This window comes from Kaistia algarum (genome assembly GCF_026343945.1).
Lineage (GTDB): Bacteria > Pseudomonadota > Alphaproteobacteria > Rhizobiales > Kaistiaceae > Kaistia > Kaistia algarum.
Window position 1 is genome coordinate 314364 of record NZ_JAPKNJ010000001.1, and the last position, 20496, is coordinate 334859.

The 20496-nt window shown below is 64.8% G+C and carries 19 protein-coding genes; 10 read left to right on the plus strand and 9 right to left on the minus strand.

All coding sequences use genetic code 11. From position 1 onward, the window contains the following. Nucleotides 1–91 precede the first annotated feature (91 nt). On the minus strand, nucleotides 92–769 hold the full coding sequence (locus OSH05_RS01590) for an anti-sigma factor (protein WP_104218515.1): 678 nt from the start codon (nucleotides 767–769) through the stop codon (nucleotides 92–94). Further along, a complete protein-coding gene (locus OSH05_RS01595) occupies nucleotides 759–1328 on the minus strand; it encodes a sigma-70 family RNA polymerase sigma factor (RefSeq protein WP_266352018.1) in 570 nt (189 codons plus the stop codon). Before OSH05_RS01595 ends, OSH05_RS01590 begins: the two co-directional genes overlap by 11 nt. A gap of 138 nt (nucleotides 1329–1466) precedes the next feature. Here OSH05_RS01595 and OSH05_RS01600 point away from each other — a divergent pair, with 138 nt between their 5' ends. After that, complete coding sequence (locus tag OSH05_RS01600; RefSeq protein ID WP_104218517.1) at nucleotides 1467–3272, plus strand: ATP-binding cassette domain-containing protein; 1806 nt, start codon at nucleotides 1467–1469, stop codon at nucleotides 3270–3272. Here OSH05_RS01600 and OSH05_RS01605 read toward each other — a convergent pair whose 3' ends face one another. Next, the gene (locus OSH05_RS01605) at nucleotides 3273–4319 is read right to left on the minus strand and encodes a LacI family DNA-binding transcriptional regulator (protein WP_104218518.1); all 1047 of its coding nucleotides are present in this window, start codon (nucleotides 4317–4319) and stop codon (nucleotides 3273–3275) included. It lies immediately after the preceding gene. A gap of 202 nt (nucleotides 4320–4521) precedes the next feature. Here OSH05_RS01605 and OSH05_RS01610 point away from each other — a divergent pair, with 202 nt between their 5' ends. The 6 genes from OSH05_RS01610 to OSH05_RS01635 all read left to right on the plus strand — a co-directional run bounded on the left by OSH05_RS01610 (nucleotide 4522) and on the right by OSH05_RS01635 (nucleotide 10797). Continuing rightward, a complete protein-coding gene (locus OSH05_RS01610) occupies nucleotides 4522–5784 on the plus strand; it encodes an ABC transporter substrate-binding protein (RefSeq protein ID WP_104218519.1) in 1263 nt (420 codons plus the stop codon). A 134-nt stretch (nucleotides 5785–5918) separates the two neighbouring features. Continuing rightward, complete coding sequence (locus OSH05_RS01615; RefSeq protein ID WP_104218520.1) at nucleotides 5919–6812, plus strand: carbohydrate ABC transporter permease; 894 nt, start codon at nucleotides 5919–5921, stop codon at nucleotides 6810–6812. Beyond that, complete coding sequence (locus OSH05_RS01620) at nucleotides 6809–7744, plus strand: carbohydrate ABC transporter permease (protein ID WP_165801544.1); 936 nt, start codon at nucleotides 6809–6811, stop codon at nucleotides 7742–7744. The genes OSH05_RS01615 and OSH05_RS01620 overlap by 4 nt, the downstream gene beginning before the upstream one ends. 3 nt (nucleotides 7745–7747) lie before the next feature. Then, complete coding sequence (locus tag OSH05_RS01625; protein WP_104218521.1) at nucleotides 7748–8836, plus strand: ABC transporter ATP-binding protein; 1089 nt, start codon at nucleotides 7748–7750, stop codon at nucleotides 8834–8836. Nucleotides 8837–8893: 57 nt separating this feature from the next. After that, entirely contained in the window at nucleotides 8894–9649 is a 756-nt protein-coding gene (locus OSH05_RS01630) for a sugar phosphate isomerase/epimerase family protein (RefSeq protein WP_104218522.1), read from the plus strand. Nucleotides 9650–9660: 11 nt separating this feature from the next. Next, nucleotides 9661–10797 (plus strand): Gfo/Idh/MocA family protein, encoded by a 1137-nt coding sequence (locus OSH05_RS01635; RefSeq protein ID WP_104218523.1) that lies wholly within the window; start codon nucleotides 9661–9663, stop codon nucleotides 10795–10797. A 56-nt stretch (nucleotides 10798–10853) separates the two neighbouring features. On the opposite strand, the gene OSH05_RS01640 is transcribed toward OSH05_RS01635, so the two are convergent. From OSH05_RS01640 to OSH05_RS01665, 6 genes are all read right to left on the minus strand, one after another. Continuing rightward, complete coding sequence (locus OSH05_RS01640; protein WP_104218524.1) at nucleotides 10854–11327, minus strand: periplasmic heavy metal sensor; 474 nt, start codon at nucleotides 11325–11327, stop codon at nucleotides 10854–10856. Beyond that, a complete protein-coding gene (locus OSH05_RS01645; RefSeq protein WP_104218525.1) occupies nucleotides 11328–11795 on the minus strand; it encodes a hypothetical protein in 468 nt (155 codons plus the stop codon). Next, the gene (locus OSH05_RS01650) at nucleotides 11792–12529 is read right to left on the minus strand and encodes an RNA polymerase sigma factor (protein ID WP_104218526.1); all 738 of its coding nucleotides are present in this window, start codon (nucleotides 12527–12529) and stop codon (nucleotides 11792–11794) included. The genes OSH05_RS01645 and OSH05_RS01650 overlap by 4 nt, the downstream gene beginning before the upstream one ends. 9 nt (nucleotides 12530–12538) lie before the next feature. After that, nucleotides 12539–15739, minus strand: a complete 3201-nt coding sequence (locus OSH05_RS01655) for an efflux RND transporter permease subunit (RefSeq protein ID WP_104218822.1) — start codon at nucleotides 15737–15739, stop codon at nucleotides 12539–12541. A gap of 65 nt (nucleotides 15740–15804) precedes the next feature. Further along, nucleotides 15805–16974: an efflux RND transporter periplasmic adaptor subunit gene (locus OSH05_RS01660; RefSeq protein ID WP_104218527.1), complete on the minus strand. Its 1170-nt coding sequence runs from the start codon at nucleotides 16972–16974 to the stop codon at nucleotides 15805–15807. A gap of 87 nt (nucleotides 16975–17061) precedes the next feature. Continuing rightward, complete coding sequence (locus tag OSH05_RS01665; RefSeq protein WP_165801545.1) at nucleotides 17062–17961, minus strand: AraC family transcriptional regulator; 900 nt, start codon at nucleotides 17959–17961, stop codon at nucleotides 17062–17064. Nucleotides 17962–18159: 198 nt separating this feature from the next. On the opposite strand from OSH05_RS01665, the gene OSH05_RS01670 reads away from it, so the two are divergent. From OSH05_RS01670 to OSH05_RS01680, 3 genes are all read left to right on the plus strand, one after another. Continuing rightward, nucleotides 18160–19254, plus strand: coding sequence for an ABC transporter ATP-binding protein (locus tag OSH05_RS01670; protein ID WP_104218529.1), 1095 nt, complete (start codon nucleotides 18160–18162; stop codon nucleotides 19252–19254). Between the two features lie 185 nt (nucleotides 19255–19439). Continuing rightward, nucleotides 19440–19925, plus strand: coding sequence for an iron-responsive transcriptional regulator RirA (gene rirA, locus OSH05_RS01675; RefSeq protein ID WP_104218530.1), 486 nt, complete (start codon nucleotides 19440–19442; stop codon nucleotides 19923–19925). A 101-nt stretch (nucleotides 19926–20026) separates the two neighbouring features. Then, entirely contained in the window at nucleotides 20027–20491 is a 465-nt protein-coding gene (locus OSH05_RS01680) for a hypothetical protein (RefSeq protein ID WP_104218531.1), read from the plus strand. Nucleotides 20492–20496: the final 5 nt, after the last annotated feature.

Genomic DNA, 20496 nt, shown 5'->3' on the forward strand with positions numbered 1-20496 from the left:
AGAGCAGGTCCCCGATCCACTTCGGCTCCACAGCCCCCAACGACTTCACCACGATCGGGTTGCGAGGCTCGATCGGAATGTCGGTTCACCCTCATTCCGCGGGCAGCAGCGCGCCCGTGAAGACCACGGGGCCGGTTGCCTGACCGGTGGGCGAGCCGCCTTTCGGCTCGACGGATATCGCCAACAATTCGCCGGGTTTCAGGGACACTTGCAACGCCTTCAGGTCCGAGATGGCGTCTGCCGTTCCGAGAGAAACGGTCGGCCCGGAGGCCGGAACCTGCCAGAGTTCGAAACTGTGATCGGGGGGCGGCGCGTCTCCGACACGTCGCAGGCGAATGGTCCGAGCCTCTGTATCGACCGATGCGACGAACGCCGGCTTGCCACCTTCGCCGCCGAGGATTGCGACATAGCTCGCGCCGGCCGGCGGTGCGACCTGCCGTTCGCCGATGATCACGACAGCGAGTATCGACGCGGCGAATAGCGTCGCCGCCGTCGCGAAGCGCCAACGCCGCACCGAACGCTGCAGCCGCACGACGCGGTCGCCGAGCCCATCGCGGATCCGCGCCTCGATCTTCGGCCACACGATATTGGGCGGCTCAGCCTCCCCGGCAAGATCGGCCAATGGCTGGAGGCGCTCAGCCCATTGCGCCACAGCGGCAGCAAGCGCCGGCTCGCGATGCAGCCGCGCCTCGACCTCGGCTCGCTCGGATGCATCGAGCGTCCCGAGGACATATTCCCCCGCCAGACCCTCCAGATCGTCATCCGCCACCGAGGCACTCCTTCAACGAGATCAAGCTCCGCCGCAACAAGGTCTTCACGGTCGCTACCGGGCGGTCGAAACGATGCGACAATTCCTCCCGGCTCCAGCCATAACAATAGGCAAGCAACACCATGCCACGCCGGTCGACGTCCAATCCGTCGATGCAGCGGCGAAGCTGGCGCGAGGCGAGCACATCCGGCACGGATCCGGGAGCAGCGAGCCGATCGGCAAGTTCTTCATCGATCACCACCGCCGTGGCAGAGATCCGCTCGGCGCCGCGTCGGATGCTGTCGATCGCGGTATTGCGCGCGATCGTCGTCATCCAGGTGATCGGCGAGGCCAGCGTCGGATCAAACGCATCCGCGTGATCCCATATCCGCATGAAGGCCTCTTGTAGCGCTTCTTCCGCCGTGGCCTCGCTTATGGTGATACGGCGAATGACGGCGAAGAGTTTCGCGGAGCAGCGATCATAAAGTCGCTTGAACGACGTCTCGTTCCGTCGGGACACATCCGCCAGCAGCGCGACCAGTTCCCGCTGTCGCGCCTCTGCGTCGGCAATCTCAGCCAAGCCGTCCTCCACGACACCCTCGCGCCCAACATAGGGCAAGCATCGTCGTTCGGCCATCTCTGTCGAACGCGCCACGTGGCGAGATCGGCTTCCGAGGTAAGGCTTGCCCGCGGCCGGCCGGCAGCCTAAACCCCCGCCATGGCTCCTCCTCTTCTCGCTCTGCAGGACATCCGCCTCTCGTTCGGCGGCCCATCCCTGATCGAAAACGCCGCGCTGACCGTCTCGGCCGGCGAGCGGCTCTGCCTTGTCGGTCGAAACGGCTCGGGGAAATCGACCCTGCTCAAGATCGCCGCCGGCCTTGTCGAGGCCGATTCCGGCACACGCTTCCTGCAGCCTGGCACCACGGTCCGCTATCTGGCGCAGGAACCCGATCTTTCAGCCTTCGCGACGACGCGGACCTATGTCGAGGCCGGGCTCGGACCGGGAGATGATCCGCACCGGGCTACGCGGCTGCTCGAATCGCTTGGTCTCACCGGCGAGGAGACGCCGAAGAGCCTTTCCGGCGGAGAGACTCGCCGTGCCGCGCTGGCCGAGGCGCTGGCGCCGGAACCCGACGTGCTGCTGCTCGACGAGCCGACCAACCACCTCGACCTTCCGGCGATTGAGTGGCTCGAGGAAACGCTGCGCTCCATGCGCTCCGCCATCGTCCTCATCAGCCATGATCGCCGATTCCTGGAGCGGCTGTCGCGCACCACGGTCTGGCTCGACCGCGGCAAGACGCGGCGGCTCGACCAGGGCTTCTCCGCCTTCGAGGGCTGGCGCGACGCCATCCTGAACGAGGAAGAGAAGGAGCGCGAGCGACTGGACCGCAAGATCTCGCAGGAGATCGACTGGGTGCGCTACGGCGTCACCGCCAGGCGCAAACGCAATATGGGTCGCCTACGGAAGCTGGAAGGACTACGCACCGAACGGCGGGAACAGCGGCGTGCCGTTGGCGAGGTCAAGTTCGGCGCGGCGGTTGGCGATCTCTCCGGCAAGCTGGTCGTCGAGGCGTTCGGCGTATCCAAGGCTTATGATGAACGCGTGATCGTGCGCGACTTCTCCACCCGCATCCTGCGCGGCGACCGCATCGCGCTGGTCGGTGCCAATGGCGCCGGCAAGACGACGCTGCTCGGCCTCCTGACCGGCGCGATCAAGCCCGACGAAGGCAGGGTCAAGCTCGGCACCAATCTGGAGATGGTGACGCTTGACCAACGCCGCGAAAGTCTCGATCCGACGACGACGCTATCCGCGGCGCTTACCGAGGGACGTGGCGACAGCGTGATCGTCAATGGCGAGGCCCGCCACGTCATCGGCTATATGCGCGACTTCCTGTTCACGCCCGAGCAGGCGCGCGCGCCGATCAGCGCGCTGTCCGGCGGCGAGCGCGGCCGGCTGATGCTTGCGCGGGCGCTGGCGAAGACATCCAACCTGCTGGTTCTCGACGAGCCGACCAACGATCTCGATCTCGAGACGCTCGACCTGCTCGAGGAGATGCTCGACGACTATGCCGGCACCATCCTCCTGGTGAGCCACGACCGCGACTTCCTCGACCGCGTGGCAACCTCGGTGATCGTCGCCGAGGGCGACGGAACCTGGACCGACTATGCGGGCGGCTACACCGACATGATTGCCCAGCGGGGCGAGGCGGCACCGGCGCGGCTGATTGCCAAGTCCGAGCGGAAGGACGAGGCGAAGGCACCCGCGGCACCACGCGCCGCCCAGAAGGTGAAACTGTCGTTCAAGCAGAAGCACGCGCTGGAAACGCTGCCGAAGCGGATCGCGACGCTCGAAACCGAGATCGCCACCCTCGGAGCCGTGCTGCAGGACGGCAACCTCTTCGCTCGCGACCGCAAGCGCTTTGACACGGCGACGGCCCGCATGAGCGCCGCCCAAGCCGAACGCGACGCTGCGGAAGAGGAATGGCTGACGCTGGAAATGCTCCGAGAAACGCTCGAAGGCTGATCAGATCGGCCGGACGCTGTCGCGCACGACGAGTTGGCATTTCAAGCGGACATGCGAGATCGACACCTCGCCGTCCTTGCCGGTCATGCGGCGCAGGAGATCGCGTGCCGCCAGCGTGCCAAGTTCCGTGCGCGGCTGGCGCATGGTGGTGAGCGCGGGATCGTAGTGGACGGCATATTCGGTATCGTCGAAGCCGGCGACAGAGACATCGCCGGGTATGTCGAGGCCCTGGTTCTTGAGCTGCCGCATGAAACCGAACGCCATCTCGTCGGCGGCAACGAACACGGCGGTTGGACGATCGTCCAGTGCGAAGAACCGCGAAGCGGCGCGCTCTCCTGAGCCGAAATCATAGTTGGTCGCGCCGTGCCAAAGAAGCGCGGGATCGACGGGAAGTCCGGCGGCGCGGAGCGCGTCGCCATAGCCCAGGCTCCGCTCGCGCGCTTCGAGGCTCGTATCGGCACCGGCGATGTGGGCGATGCGGCGGTGACCCCTGGCAATCAGATACGCGACCATTGCTGAGGCCGCTTGCCGATTGTCGACGTCGAATACCGAGAACTCGTCGGTGCCGGGGATTTCCGAGAACATCAGGGACATCGGCACAAGATCGGGGATCTGCACGAATTGCTCGTCGCGCGGAATATTGCCGGTGATGACGAGCACCCCATCGACCTGGCCGGCGCGGATCAGGCGGGCGTAATGCGTCTCGCGTCGCGGGCTGTTGCGCGCATAGCCGATCAGCACGCCGTAGCCTGCCTCGGAAAATACCTCCTCCAGAGCGTTCAGCACGGGGGTGAAGAACGAGTTGCCGATGCCCGGCAGCAGCACCAGAACCATGCGCGTCGACTTGGCCCGCAGCGACCGCGCTGCAGCATTCGGTGTGTAGCCGGTCTCGCGTATGGCGGTTAAGACAGCCTCCCGGGTCGCCTCGGTAACTCTGTCCGGCAGGGCAATCGCGCGGCTCACGGTTGCAGTGGAAACTCCAGCACGCCTCGCAACATCCTGAATCGTAACCGATCGCGTCACCGGCGCCCCCTTGTCAGAAGCCATCGGCTCATTCTCCTCCCCGTGTTTTCGAGACTGTTCTTTTGCAGTGCAAAATAAATTCGCGTTGACAGTGGTCTCGGGAAGTATACGTTAGATGTAATCGATTACAAGAATTCGGGCGCTCAAGTCCGGTGAAATCGGAGGCGAACGTTCGATCGGGCAGGCAAGCTCCGAGCGGGCAGCCTAAACAGGGAGGTGAGGAAGCATGAGACACCTGAGCAAGATGCTCCTGGGTGCCGTCGCGGCGGTGGCCTTGGCCGGCGCCAGCAGCGCGGCGTACGCGACCGATGTGGAAGTCATCCACTGGTGGACGTCCAAGGGCGAGTCGGCAGCGGTTTCGCAATTCGCCAAGGCCGTCGACAATGACGGCGCCGGCGACCATTGGGTCGACAGCGCCATTGCTCTCGGCGAGACCGCGCGCGCCACGGTGATGCAGCGCGTTCTCGGCGGTGATCCGCCTGCCGCCGCCCAGTTCAATCCGGGCCGGCAGTATGAGGAACTGATCAAGGGCGGCAAGTTGCTCGACCTGACCGACGTGGCCACGGCTGGCAAGTGGGACGAAATCATCCGGCCGAAAGCGATCGCCAGCGCCTGCCTCGTCGATGGCCATTGGTGGTGCGTCCCGGTCAACATCCATTCGAACTACTGGGCCTGGTACTCCAAGCCGGCATTCGAAAAGGCCGGCGTGCCGGAGCCGAAGAGCCTTGCCGACTTCGTAGCCGCGGCGCCGAAGCTCAAGGAGGCCGGAATCATTCCGTTCGCCATCGGCGGCGACGGCAATGGCTGGCAGATTCAGCTCCTGTTCCAGGACATGGTGACCGAGGCGCTCGGCGTCGAAGCTCGCGACAAGATGTACACGACGAAGAGCGCCGAGATCGCCGGCGGGCCGGAAATGAAGGGCGTCTTCGAGCAGCTGCGGACGCTGAAGCAGTATACCGATGACGGCTACGCGAACCGGAACTGGAACGACACCACCAATCTCGTCATCACCAACAAGGCGGGACTTCAGGTGATGGGCGACTGGGCGCGCGGCGAGTTCGCGGCGGCTGGCATGACCGGCGTCAAGGACTTCGGCTGCATGATCGGCCTCAACGAGAGCAAGCCGGTCGTCAGCACGGACGGCGACATCGTCGTGTTCTTCAAGCAGGACAATCCGGAACTGGAAGCCGCCCAGAAGCGCATGGCCGCGCTGCTGATCAGCCCGGAAGTCCAGGTCGCTTTCAACAACGCCAAGGGCTCCATGCCAGTGCGTGGCGACGTCGATCTCGGCTCGGCCGATCCGTGCATGCAGAAGGCGCTGGAGGCCGTCAAGGATCCGGCCAAGATCGTCACGGCGACGAACCGGTTCATCACCGAGAACACCAACCAGCAGCTCAACGAGCTGGTTGCCCAGTACTTCGCCGACGACTCCGTCACGGCGGATGCTGCCACGGCTAAGTTCGCGGAAATCATCAAGAACTCCGACTAGCGTCGGCTGAACGGAAGGAGGTGCCGTCGCCATGGCGGCACCTCCGTCACGCCGAACAGCCGGCATGGGCGCCGATGTCGTAGCGCGCCCGCGGTCCCCTTATTGTTCTGTCAGATGACCGGGCGTATTTCGCGATGACGCAGACCAGAAAGCGCCGATTTCCTATCCATGCCGTCGTCGGCACTGTGCCGATGATCCTCGTTTCGGTCGGCGTGTTCGTCATCGGAATCGGTTTTTCCGTGCTTTGGTCCTTCACCAGCTCGAAGCTCTTTCCAAGCTATAACTTCGTCGGACTGTCGCAATACCGGCGGCTATGGGCCGATGATCGCTGGCTTATTTCGATCAACAACATCTGGTTCTTCGGCCTGATGTCCATCGCCTGCAACATGGTGTTTGGCTATCTGCTGGCTGTCTTCATGGATCAGCGCGTTCGCCAGGAAGACGCGCTGCGCTCCATCTTCCTCTACCCCTTCGCCATGTCCCTGATCGTGACCGGTCTTGTCTGGCAATGGGCCCTCGACCCCAATCTCGGGATCCAGCAGGCCATGCGGAACTGGGGCTGGGAGAGCTTCACTTTCGCCCCACTGGTGCAGGCCAATACCGCGATCTACGGCTTGGTCGTTGCCGGCATTTGGCAGGGCTCGGGCGTGACGATGGCGATCCTGCTCGCCGGGCTGCGCGGTATCGATTCCGAAATATGGAAAGCCGCCAAGATCGACGGCATCCCGACCTGGCGCACGCATGTGTTCATCGTTGCGCCGATGATGCGGGGCGCCTTTGCGACCGCCTTCGTGCTGCAATGCGTCGCCGTCGTCCGCGTTTACGATCTGGTCATCGCCATGACGGGCGGCGGACCGGGCATCGCGACGACCATGCCGGCCGTCTACGTCATCCAGCTGATCACCGTCCGCCAGAATGTGGGACAGGGTATGGCAGCCGCGACTCTGATGCTCGCGCCTATCCTCCTCGTCCTCGCGATCGGCGGAATTCTACAGTGGCGCAATCGGCGCAAGGAATCGCGCGCATGACCGATACCAGCGTGGCAAGCCGAATCGGATCCGAGCCAGAACGCGCGGGCACGTCTGTCGAGCCCTCAGGCCCAAAGCCGCGGCGCATATCGCCGGGGCGCATCGGCCTCTATGCCTTTCTCATTCTGTCGGCGCTGTTCTTCCTGATCCCGCTCTACATCATGATCGTCACCTCACTGAAGGGCATGCCCGAGATCCGGCTCGGCCATCTCTTCAACTTCCCCGGAGAGGTGACCTTCCAACCCTGGGCAGACGCCTGGCTACATGCCTGCACCGGCCGTGATTGCTTCGGCCTCAGCCCCGGCTTCCTAAACTCGGTGAAGATCACCGTTCCCAGCGTCCTGATCTCGATCGTCTGCGCCTCGATCAACGGTTACGCGCTGACCTTCTGGCCCTATAAGGGCGCCAATCTGCTGTTCGGCCTGCTCGTGTTCGGGGCCTTTGTGCCCTATCAGGTCGTAATCTATCCCTTGATCATCGGACTGAGCTCCGTTGGGCTGTTCGCCTCGCTTCCCGGCATCATCATCGTGCATACCATCTTCGGCATGCCGATCCTGACGCTGCTCTTCCGCAATTTCTATGCGGCGCTGCCGGCGGAACTGTTCAAGGCGGGACGCGTCGATGGCGCCGGCTTCTGGCGCATCTTCTTCTACATCATGCTGCCGATGTCGGTGCCGATCACGATCGTGGCGGTCATTCTTCAGGTAACCGGCATCTGGAACGACTTCCTGTTCGGCGTCGTATTCGCCGGGCGACAGAACTGGCCGATGACGGTGCAGCTCAACAACATCGTCAATACGACGACCGGCGTCCGCGAATACAACGTCAACATGGCGGCGACGATCCTGACCGCGCTTGTTCCACTCGTCATCTATTTCGTTTCCGGCCGCTGGTTCGTTCGCGGCATCGCCGCCGGCGCCGTGAAGGGGTAATCCATGGCCACTGTCTCGATCCGCGATCTCGATATCGCATTCGGCTCCGTGAAGGTGCTGAAAGCCCTCGACCTCGACATCGCCGAGGGTGAGTTCGTCGTCCTGCTGGGACCGTCCGGCTGCGGCAAGTCCACCCTGCTGAATGCCGTGGCGGGCCTGCTCGACGTCGCCGCCGGCCAGATCTGGATCGGCGGCAAGAACGTCACCTGGGAAGAGCCGAAGGACCGCGGCATCGGCATGGTGTTCCAGTCCTATGCGCTCTATCCGCGCATGACGGTGAGGGGCAACCTTTCCTTCGGTCTCAAGATGGCGAAGACCCCGAAGGCCGATATCGAGGCTCGCGTCGCCAAGGCCTCGAAGATCCTGCAGATAGAGCCGCTGCTGGAGCGCCGTCCGTCCGAACTCTCGGGCGGTCAGCGTCAGCGCGTCGCGATCGGTCGCGCCCTGGTCCGCGACGTCGACGTCTTCCTGTTCGATGAGCCGCTATCCAATCTAGACGCCAAGCTCCGCACGGAACTGCGGGTCGAGATCAAGCGGCTGCATCACGAGCTCGGCTCGACGATGATCTATGTGACGCATGACCAGATCGAGGCGTTGACCCTCGCGGACCGCATCGCCGTCATGTATGGCGGCGTCATCCAGCAGCTCGCGACGCCAAAGGAAATCTATCGCCGGCCGGTCAACCGCTTCGTCGCCGGCTTTGTCGGCTCGCCCGCCATGAATTTCGTTGACGGCACGCTCGCCTTCGACGCCGGCCGGCCGAGCTTCTTGCTGTCCAACGGCGCCAGGATCGATCTGACCGGCTACGAGTTCAGCGTCCCCCCCGTCGACGGCCAGAAGGCGACGCTGGGCGTGAGGCCGGAGCAGGTGGAGCTTGAGCGGAAGGGCGATCATAGTTCCACGCTGCCGCTTGAACTCACCCTCCTCGAGCCCATGGGCGCCGACAGCCTCGTCTGGGGCCACCTCAGCGGTGCGCCCTTCTCTGTTCGCATCGACGGCGATACGCATGTCGCGACACCGCTGAAAGTGGATGCCTTCTTCTCGCCGAGCCATGCATCGATCTTCGACACGGCCAGCGGTAACCGGCTCTGATTCGCCCTGCCACGTCCACCCGCCCGAAAGGGTGAGCCGCATCAAAGAGATGTTCTCATGCCCCAGCACAAGATCTCGTTCCAGCTCTATTCGGCGCGCAATTTCCCGCCGCTGGAGACCGTTCTCGAAGGCCTCGCCGCCATAGGCTATGACGCGGTAGAGCCCTATTATCCCCTCTATGGCGACGATGCCGCCGCCTATCGCGCCAAGGTCGATGCGGTCGGCCTCGTCACGCCGACCTTCCATGCCCCGCTCGACGGCGTTGCCGGAGACACCGCCCGCTTCATAGACATTGCCGGCACGATCGGCGCATCCACCATCGTCGTGCCCTATCTCGTCGCCGAGGAGCGGCCGACCAATATCGATGGCTGGAAGAAGCTCCACGACACGCTCGCCCGGGCGGCCGAGAAGGCAAAGGCCGCCGGATTTGGCCTCGGCTGGCACAATCACGACTTCGAATATGTCTCGTTGCCAGACGGCTCGCGGCCGATCGACCACCTGATCGGCAATGGCGTCTCGGCTGAGCTCGACATCGGCTGGGTCGTGCGCGCCGGCAAGGATCCGGTGCGCGAGATCGAGAAGCTCGCAGGCGACACCATCGCCTTCCACATCAAGGACCTGGCGCCCGCCGGCACCACGGCCGAGGATGGATGGGCCGATGTCGGCACGGGCACGGTCGACTGGAAAGCCCTGAAGCCGCATATCGATGGCGCGGCAAAGGCGCATGTCCTCGTCGCCGAGCACGACAATCCGGCGGACTGGAAGCGCTTTGCGGAGCGCTCCTTTGCTTCGATCAAGGCCCTCCTTTCCTGAAAGACCACCCCATGTCCACCGTTCACAAGATCGGCCTGATCGGCGCCGGCAACATCTCCGAAGCCTATCTGAAGCTGGCGCCGCTGTTTCCCGGCACAAAGATCGTCGCCGTCGCGGATATTGCGCCGGCCGCGGCCAAGGCCCGGGCCGACCAGTTCGGCATCGCTGCCATGACCGTCGATGAACTCCTGAAGAACAGCGAGATCGACACCGTCATCAACCTGACGATCCCGGCCGCTCACTATGAGATCAGCCATTCGATCCTCTCCGCTGGCAAGCATGCCTATTCGGAGAAGCCGTTCGCGCTCTCGGTCGACGACGGCAAGAAGCTCGTCGCGGAAGCCGACGCACGCGGGCTGAAGCTCGGCAGCGCACCCGACACCTTCCTTGGCGGCGGCGGCCAGACGGCGCGTCGCCTCATCGACGAGGGCAAGGTCGGCCACATCATCGCCGGCACCATGCATTTCATGGGTCACGGCATGGAGGCCTGGCATCCCAATCCCGGCTTCTTCTTCCAGCCGGGCGGTGGACCGGTGCTCGACATGGGACCCTATTACACTTCCGCGCTGATCAATCTGATCGGACCAGCCAAATCGGTCACCGCGATCGCGAGCAAGGGTTTCGAGGAGCGCTTCGTCACGGCCGAGGGTCCGATGAAGGGCAAGTCGGTACCGGTGCTGGTGCCGACGACGATCAACGCCATCATCGAATTCGTCTCCGGCGCACAGGTGTCGTTCGGCGTCAGCTGGGACGTCTGGAAGCACGGCCATGAGAACCCTATCGAGCTCTACGGCTCGGAAGGAACGATGCTCGTGCCCGATCCGAACTTCTTCGGCGGGGCCGTCCGCTATTCGAAGGCCGGCGGCGACTATATCGAGGTCGACGCGGCCGAGGCGCCGTTCGGCCGCGCCAATTGGAGCGGCGAGCGGGCCAATTATCGCATGCTCGGCGTCGCCGATCTGCTCGATGCTGCCGAGACCGGCCGCGAGCCGCGCTGCTCGGGCCGCGTCGCGCTGCACGCACTCGACATCATGGTCTCGATCCTCGACGCAGCGGCAAGCCGCAAGGTCGTCGAACTCTCGACGACCACGGAACGTCCCGCGCCGCTGACCGCCACCGATGCTGAGCGGCTGATCGCGTCGCGCTGACAGCACGTGCGGCACAAGATTGACGGGGCCCGCGCGGCCCCGTTTTTCGTTTGGGGTCAGTTACCCTTGGCGCTTCCCTGCGCGGGCGTCGCCAGCGGCGCACGCTCGGCCTGGGGCAGCGCCAGGACGGCGTCGAACACCTTCGATTGGGTCTGCTCCTGCATGGCGCCGACTTCGAGCCGGATCTCGCGCAAATGCGCATCGATCGCCGCACGGTCCGGCTCGGGCGCAGCAACGAGCGGGCCGAGTTCGGCTCGGAGCGTCTTCAGGCGCTGGATGCGAGCCATCATATCCGGCTTCAGCGGCTCAAGGGCAGCCTCGACGGAGCGGACTGCATCGGGCGAAAGTCGTCCGCGCAGCCAGCGCAGCTCCATTTTGGCGGCGTGGGGGCTGCTCTCGTCGCGCGACGTGCGGAAGCGGAGCGTCTCGGTAAAGAGCGCGCCCAGGAAGTACGCATTCACCGCCAGCGAGACGACGGCAACGCCGGCGAGCCAGTTGCGGCCGCGCTTTCTTTCGGGCTTGGGTGCCATCTAGAAGCCGATCTCGGCCGGACCAAAAAGAAGCGGATCGAGCTGGACTACCGTCATGCGCCCGTCCTCGCCGATGTCCGGACGCATCCATCCCGACGCGCCGCCAAGAAGACCGGCAATGACGATCACGGCAGCGACAGCGGCAAAACGGGAATAACGCGAATAGCGCGGGCTATGGCGCGGTTCGACCTTCGCCAGAACCTCATCGGCAATGCGGGCGACGGAGCCCTTCGACGCGATGCGATCATCCAGCGCCGCCGCCGTGGCGAGAAGTCGGCGGTCGGCGGCGATCGCCCCGTCGCGATAGGCGCGAAAGCCCCGGTCGGATAGGAGCGCCTCGCGGGCATGGCGCAGATGGGCAATATCCGGCCATTTCGAGAGGTCGGGCCCCCAGAGATCGACGGCGTCGCGAAGGCCGATCGGGCCGGCGTGCAGGCCGCTAGTTGGTTCGGAAGTGCGGTTGCTCATGGCTTTGTCCAATCCTCCCCGGCGGGCTCCCCGTTCTCCGCGAGCAGCGTGCGAAGACGCCGACGCGCGCGGGCGAGAAGCGATTCATAGGCATGCTCGCCGATGCCCAGGATCGCGGCGGCTTCCGCCTGGCCGAGTTCCTGGAAATGGGCGAGGACGATCACGGCGCGCTGGCGATCCGAGAGCTGGTCGAGCGCCTCGTGCACCTGGCGGACCTCGTCGAGGCGGTCGAGATTGCGGTCGGGCGCGGCGCTCTCGTCCTCGTCCTCGATCAGATCGTCATAGTCGTCGATATCGACATGGGGACGTCGTCGGCGGATCCGGTCGATCGCGAGGCGATAGGCGACGCGGTGCAGATAGGTGCCGATGCGAGCCCGCGGCTCCCAGGTCGGCGCCTGGCGCCAGAGGCGCAGCAGCGATTCCTGGACGATCTCCTCCGCCTCCGACAGATCGGAGAGAATGGCGAGCACGAAGCGCGTCAGCCGTGGCGCCTCCGCGCCGATCAGCCGGGCGAAGACGTCCCGCTCGCCATTTGCGATCGCCTGCATCAGCGCCTCCTCGGCACGAAGCACGGCGTCTCTTCCGAAATCGTCCTTGCGCGACAAGGGCTGGACCCGACCTTTCGTCTCTTCGTGGGGAAGACCGGCGTTGTGGCCGCCGGCGACGAGACGATACCCCATCCGGCCGCGAACCACAGCCACCTTCGCCTCATCGTGGGCACGGATCGGATCCACCGGCGCCTCCTATTCCGCGGCGATCGGCAGCTGCGGGACGTCTCGCGCGATCTCCCGGTCGGGCTGGGAGGGATGGCGCGCCTCGGCGCGCTCGACCTCGCGCAGTTCGCGAACGAGGCGCTGTTCCTCCGACGCACGCGGCTTGCCAAAGCGGGCGAGCAGCAGGAAGGCAACCGGCGTCAGGAAAAGCGTCGCCAGCGCCGAGAATCCCAGCCCGCCGACCATGATCCAGCCGAGCGCGGCGCGTGCCTCCGAGCCGGCCCCGCCGGTCAGGATCAGCGGCAGGCCACCAAGAACGGTCGCGATCATCGTCATCAGCACCGGGCGCAAACGGATGCGGCAGGCGTCGCGGATCGCATCGCGCACCGATAGCCCCTCGTCACGGAGCTGGTTGGCGAATTCGACAATCAGGATGCCGTTCTTGGCCATCAGGCCAACCAGCATCACCAAGCCGATCTGCGTGTAGATGTTGATCGAGCCGCCGGAGAGCAGGATGGCATAAATGCCCGAAGCAACGCCAAACGGCACTGTGGCGAACAGGATCGCGGCCGAAATGAAGCTCTCGAACTGCGCGGCGAGCACCAGCAGGATGATGATCACGGCGAAGCCGAAAGTCTGCAGCACGCCGCTCGACGTCTCGTTCAGCGTCGCCGCCTCGCCGGTATAGACGACACCGATCCCGGCCGGCAGGCTCGGCACAGCCTTGTCGAGGATCTGCATCGCCGAGCCGAGATCGACGCCGGGCGCCAGCGTCGCCGTGATCGGTACGGCGCGGCGCTGCGACTGACGCGCCAGCGTGGGCGACGTCGAGCCCTCCGAGACACTGATGACCGAGGAGAGCGGCACCATCGCCCCGCTGGCCGTGCGGACCTGCACGTTCTCAAGATCGTTCGGCGTCACGATCATGCCATCCGGCGCCAAGGCGCGGATGTTGATCTTGTCATCGCCGATATAGAAATTGCCCATGTCGGCGCCGGCCAGCAGCGTCGAGACGATCGTGCCGACATCGGCGACGGAAATGCCGAGGTCGGCGGCGCGATCGCGGTCGATATCGACCGAGAGCTGGGGCTGGTTCAGATCATAGTTGAGCTGGACGCTGGTGAAGGCCGGATCGGACGACAGCGTGCCGATGAGGCCCGTCGCGGCCTTGGTGATGGTTTCATAGTCCGCGCCGGTGACGGCGAAGGTCAGGCCCTGGCCGCCGCCGCGAATGCCGAGGCTGTTCGCCTGGCGCAGATTGACGACGGCACCGGGGATATTGCGCAGCTTCGCCGAGAGCTCGGCGGCGATCGCCTGCTGGCTGCGCGCCCGCTCGCCCCATGGCGCCAGCGTCACGAACATGAAGCCGGAATTGGCACTGCCGAAATTGCCGGCGACCGAGAAGACATTGGTCGCCTCGCCCGATTTCAGCAAAGGCTGCACCGCCTGCGTGACGCGCGCCATCTGGCCTTGCGTATAGTCGACGGTGGAGCCCTGCGGCGCGGACATCGAGATGATGACGGCGCCGCGATCCTCCTGCGGCGTCAATTGCTGCGGCAGCAGCTCATAGGCAAGCACGGCTCCGCCCGCGAAGAGGACGCTGATGAGGATGACGACAAGCGGGGCGGCCAGCGCCGCGTCGAGCAGCTTCTCATAGAGCCGCTGTCCACCGCGGCCGAAGGCGCCGAGCGCGCGGAAAAGGATATTGTGCCGCTTGCCGTCGTTGGGCCCTTCCTCGAGATCCCCGGCAGACAGAAGACGCGACGCCATCATCGGCACCAGGGTGAGCGCCACGAAGGCGGAGAGCGCCACCGAGAAGGCCAGCACGAAGCCGAATTCGGAGAAGAGGCGGCCGGCCGTGCCCTTGAAGAAGGAAATCGGGATGAACACGGCGGCGAGCGTTGCCGTGGTCGAGATCACGGCAAAGAACACCTGCCTTGCGCCCAGCACGGCGGCTGCGCGTGGCCCCATGCCCTCGTGGCGGCGGCGGGCGATGTTCTCCAACACGACGATGGCGTCATCGACGACGAGACCCGTTGCCAGCACCAGCGCCAGCAGCGTCAATATGTTGAGCGAGAAGCCCATCAGATACATCGCCGCTATGGTGCCCAGCAGCGACACCGGCACGGTGACAGCGGGGATCAACGTCGCGCGGAAAGAGCGCAGAAAGAGGTAGATGATGGCGATGACGATCCCGATCGCCAGCACGAGGCTGCGCTCCACCTCCTCGAACGAGCCGGCAATGAAATTGGCGTCGTCGGAAGTGATGCGGATCGAAACGTCCTTGGGCAGCGTGGCGGTCAGTTCGTCGACCGCGGTCCGCACATCCTTCGAGATCGACAGCGTGTTGGAGCTTGCCTGCCGCACGATGCCGAGGCCGACGCCGGTGCGGCCATTGACCTGAAGGCTTGACGATTTGGTCGCCGGTCCGAACACCACGTCGGCGACGTCGCCGATGCGCGTATCGCCCTTGATGCGGATCGCCTTGACGTCGTCGGCGCCCTTCACGCTGGCATCGGCGCGCACGAACATGTTGCGGTTGGCGTCGGTCAGGTTGCCGGCGGGAACATCGAGCGCCACGGTGGCAAGCGCCGTCTTCAGATCCGTCACCGTCAGGCCATAGGCGGCAAGGCGCATCGGATCGATATAGATGGAGATCATCGGCGAGCGATCGCCATTGACCTGAACGTCGGCGACGCCGGGGACCGATTTCAGCCGGTCGACGATAACGTCATTCACCAGTTGCGTCAGGTCCTCGATCTTCTGGCTCGACGAGGTGACGGCGAGGCGCATGATCGCGTCGCCATTGGTGTCGGCCTTGGCGATCGTCGGCGGGTCGGCATCGTCGGGCAGATTGCGCTGGGCATTGCCCACGGCATCGCGCAGGTCGCTGGCCGCGACGTTGATATCGGTCGAATCGGAGAACTGGATTGTCACGCGGCTGCGGCCGCTGGTGGACTGAGACTGGATGTCGGTCCAGCCCGAGACGCCGGCCGCGGCGTTCTCGATAACGCTGGTCACCTCCTTGTCCATAGTGTCGGGCGAGGCGCCGGTGTAGGTCGTGGTGATGGTGATCACCGGCTGGTCGATATTGGGCAGTTCGCGGATCTCGACACCGCCGAAAGCAGCGAGGCCTGCCACGACGATCAGGAGATTGGCGACGATGGCGAGCACCGGCCGGCGTACGGAAATCGCCGAAATGCCGCCCAGAGAGATTCCTCCCTTCGGCATGGGGTCATGATCGAGCGAATGATCGGGTGCGGGCACCGGCTTCGGCGGCTGGCTTTCGCTCATCGTCAGCTCCCCTTCGCCACGCCGCCGGCGGCTGCCTTGCCGCCTTCGGCATGCGCATTCAGCTCGGCTATCTTGGCGCCGTCGCGCAGACGCTGCAGCCCCTCCACCACGATCTTGTCACCCTCGGCAAGATCGGCCGACGAGACCAGCACGCGGCCGCTCTGCCTTTCGAGCACATTGATCGCGGCGCGCTTCACGCCGTCGCCGGCGACGCGCCAGACATAGGCGCCGTTGCGGTCCCATTGGATGGCAAGCGCCGAGAGCGCCAGTTGCTTCTCGCCCTGGAATGGCAGACGCACCTTGATCGACATGCCCGGCTTGACGCCCACGGCCTCGGCGGAGGCCGCATCGATCGTCGCCTCGACCTTCAGCGTACGCGCGCTGGCATCGACGCGGGTATCGATGGCGGAGACGACGCCCTTGATGACCGCATCCGGATCGCTATCGGCCGTTGCCGTGATCGGCTGGCCGATCGCGACGCGGCCCGAGAAGCGCTCCGGCACTAGGAAAGAGACCTTCATGACGGTCAGATCATCGAGCGTTGCCACCACGGTCGACGTCGTGACGAGGTCACCTTCGGAGATATTGCTGATGCCGACGACCCCGGCGAAGGGCGCCACGATGGTGCGCCGCTCCAGCGCGATCTGGGTGCCGAGCAGCGCGATCTCGGCCTTGCGCTCGCCCGACTGCGCATCCTGCAGCGCCGACTGGGTCAGATTATTCGTGCTGGCAAGCTTCTGCGAGCGCTCCAGCGTCTTCTGGGCGTCGCTGAGGGCAACTTGCGCCAGATCGAGCGCCGCCTTCTGGTCGGCATCGTCGAGGCGGAGAATCGACTGGTCCTTGGCAACCTTGTCGCCGGCCTTGAACAGCACCTCGGTGACGATGGCGCTCACCTGCGGGTAGAGGTTGATCGAGCGAGGCACCAGCACGGTGCCGACGGCACGCACTTCCTCGCCCGTCACGTCGCTGCCCACGACATCCGTCACGACGGGAGTGGGACCTGAAACGCCGCGCCCGCCGCCACGCTGCCCTCCCTGCCCACCCCCCGCGGTCCCGCCGGACGCGACTTCGGCGCCGCCGAAGAGGCTGGCGCGATGCTGGAACGCGTACCAGCCAGCGCCGGCGAGCAGCAGCACGAACACAGCGAGGAGAGCTTGCTTGCCGATGGACATGGTGATCCCGTTGATGATCCGACGAGGAGTCAAACGGGCGGCACCGACGCTTCCGTCGCGGAGCCAGCGGTTCTTCCGGACTTGCCGTCAGGCGCGCGGAGCCGCGGCCTCTCGGGTCTCGTGGAAATTGCGGCGCATATCGCGCGGCGTGCAGCCATAACGCTCCTTGAACGCCTCGTAGAAGCGGCTGAGCGAGCCGAAGCCAGCCTCGAAGGCGATATCGGCGATATCCCGCTCGCTGGCGAGCAGGCGGCCATGGGCGAGCATAAGGCGCTGCCGCGTCACATATTCGTTGATCGTCATGCCCAGCGTCTTGCGGAACAGCGTCATGGCATAGTTCGGGTGGAGTTCGACCGAGGCCGCGATATCGGCGACCGTGATCGGCTCGATCGCATGCTCGGCGATATAGCGCGCCATACGGTGGGCCCGGTCACGCTGGTGCTCGCCCGAACGCGGGTCCGATTCGAGCGCGCGCCGCTCCTCCTCGTCGGACGCAAGGTCGCGCCAGCCATCGAGGATGATGCGCCGAAGGCGCAATGCCAGTTCATCGCGCACCAGGCCGTGCAACGTTGCGCCCGGCTGCGCCATATCAGCATGCCAGCTCTTGAACATCGGCTCATCGAAGGGCCGCAGCTTGTTGGCCACCAGCACGCCACCCTGCAGGATGGGCGTCTTCAGCGGCTCGCAACCTGGCATCGCGAGAAACATCTCGACCGGCAAGTCGATGCAGATGAAATAGGTCGGCTCCTCCACCTCAATGACGCGGTGGGGGATCGCCGCCCAGAAGAGTCCGAGATCACCTTTCCTTAGCGTCACTGTCCGACCGTTGAAGAGATAGGTCATCGCGCCGGCTAGCAGCATGTTGAACTCGACATGGCTGTGCACATGCGCCGAGCGCATGAGCTTGACCTTCCAGATGTCGCCGACGAGGAACTCGCTCCCGGGCGTCGTCCGGTGATCGGGATCGACCAGGAACTCCTCGCTCATGCCCTTCTCCTCCCCGTCGAAGGATAGCCGAAGCGCGCCAGCTTCCAAGGCCCGCGACGCGAGGCGGAATTCCACCCCGCCTACAAATCGGGACTTTACTCCGGCGGCGGGATCGTGGACGGTAATTTCTGAGCCCGCTCGTATTGCAGGATCGACGTCGTCTGGCCGATCCATTTTAGCTTGTTGGAGGAACGTTCTATGGCAAGTCTGACGCTTCGCGATATCCAGAAGTCGTTCGGCGAAGTGCCGATCATCCGCGGTGTCGATCTCGAAGTGAAGGATGGTGAGTTCTGCGTCTTCGTCGGCCCGTCGGGCTGCGGGAAGTCGACGCTGCTGCGCCTGATCGCCGGCCTCGAAGGCACGAGCGAGGGCCTCGTCAAGATCGGCGACCGCGACGTCACCCGCCTTGCTCCGGCCGAGCGCGGCGTCTCGATGGTGTTCCAGTCCTACGCGCTCTATCCGCACATGACGGTGGCCGAGAATATCGGCTTCGGCATGAAGATGGCCAAGATGCCGAAGCCGGAGATCGCGGCGCGAACCGAGAAGGCGGCTAAGCTGCTGCACCTCACCGAACTGTTGAACCGCCGTCCGGCCCAGCTCTCCGGCGGTCAGCGCCAGCGCGTCGCCATCGGCCGCGCCATCGTGCGCGAGCCCGACGTGTTCCTGTTCGACGAGCCGCTGTCGAACCTCGACGCCGCGCTGCGCGTGCAGATGCGCATCGAGATCTCGAAGCTCCATAACGATCTGAAGGCGACGATGATCTACGTCACCCACGATCAGGTCGAGGCCATGACCATGGCCGACAAGATCGTCGTGCTGTCAGCCGGCCGGATCGAGCAGGTCGGTTCGCCGCTGGAGCTCTATCACCGCCCCAACAACATCTTCGTCGCCACCTTCATCGGCAGCCCGAAGATGAACCTGTTCAATGTCGCGGTGACCGAGGTCCAGAACGGATCGGCGATCATCGCCCTGCCCGGCGGCTCGACGCTCGCCGTGCCGACCCGGGGCGCCACCGTCTCGCCCGGCCCGATCACGCTTGGCGTTCGCCCTGAGCATCTGACGATCGCTCCGACCGAAACCGGCGGCATCCCCGGCGTCGTGGCGCTCTCCGAGCATCTCGGCGGCGAGACGATGATCTATGTCGACGTCGAGGGATCCGACACGACCGTGGTCAAGGCCGACGGCCTGGCGCCGCAGCGTACCGGCGACAAGGTACGGATCGTCATTGCGCCGGAAACGGTGCATCTCTTCGGCCAGGACGGCCAGGCGATCGTCAACGGCTCGCTGATCTGACAGCGGGACGACCGGTCCCATAGTTTTCAAAAGGCCCGGAAAGCTCTGCTTTCCGGGCCTTTTTTGCATGTCCACCATCGCGGACATTGAAAGGGAGAAAAGAAGACTTTAAAGAGAAGGTTTAACGGATGGCCGTTGCGGAACCGTCACAGGGCGCGTTTCGCGGACTATGCAAGGGATGCCCTATGCGCTTGACCCAGCAAACCAGCTATTCGATCCGCGTCCTTCTTTATTGTCAGGCCAATAATGAAGGGACGAGCCGGATCCGCGATATCGCCACGACCTATGGCATATCGGAACTGCACCTCTTCAAGATCATGCATGTCCTCGTTGAGTCGGGTTTCATCGAGACGATCCGCGGTCGCAATGGCGGCATCCGCCTCGCGAAACCCGCGAGCGAGATCACGGTCGGCGCCGTCGTCCGCGCGACCGAGAGCAATTTCTTTTTGACGGATTGCTTCGATACGACCAATCGCGATTGCCCGCTGGTTGACTCCTGCGGCGTCAACCGCGTGCTCAGCGAGGCGCTCAGGGCCTTCTTCGCCGTACTCGACAGCTACACCATCGCTGACGTCGCCTCCGATCGCGGACAGCTTCGCGGCCTGCTCGACCTTGGCGGCGCCGAGGCCCTGCACCCGCTCATGGCCGCATCCTTCGCAACACCATCCTGACGCCGTTCGCACCGAATTATATTGACTTTCATACTCATGTTTTTCTAGTTGCGTGAGGCCCGCTGGTATCGGCGCGGCTCTCATTGGCAACGAGGTGAAACATGTCGGTTCGGTGCGGCGACAGGCGCGCTTCTCTTTCCGCAATAGGCGCTGGCGCCATCGCGCTGCTGGGCGCGACCCTGATGACGGGCGGCGCCGCCGTCGCGCAATCCGGCGATCCGGTCATCGCGCTGGAACTCAACGACGCGGCCGCCAACGCCAAGGCATGCCGCCTCTCCTTCGTCATCGCCAATAAGCAGACGATCGATATCGACGACATGGCGCTTGAACTGGTGTTGTTCGACAAGGATGGCCGCGTCGAGCGCTTCGTCGTCGTGCGCAGCGGCAAGGTCCCGGCCGCCAAGAATCGCGTCCGGCAGTTCGATATCGCGGAGACAGCCTGCGCCGATATCGGCAGGGTTCTGCTGAACGATGTCAAGGAATGCAAGGGCGACGGGCTGACGCCGCCGCTGTGCAGCGATCGCATCCAGGCGTCGAGCCGCGCCGCCATCGGCTTCGAGAACTAGAACCG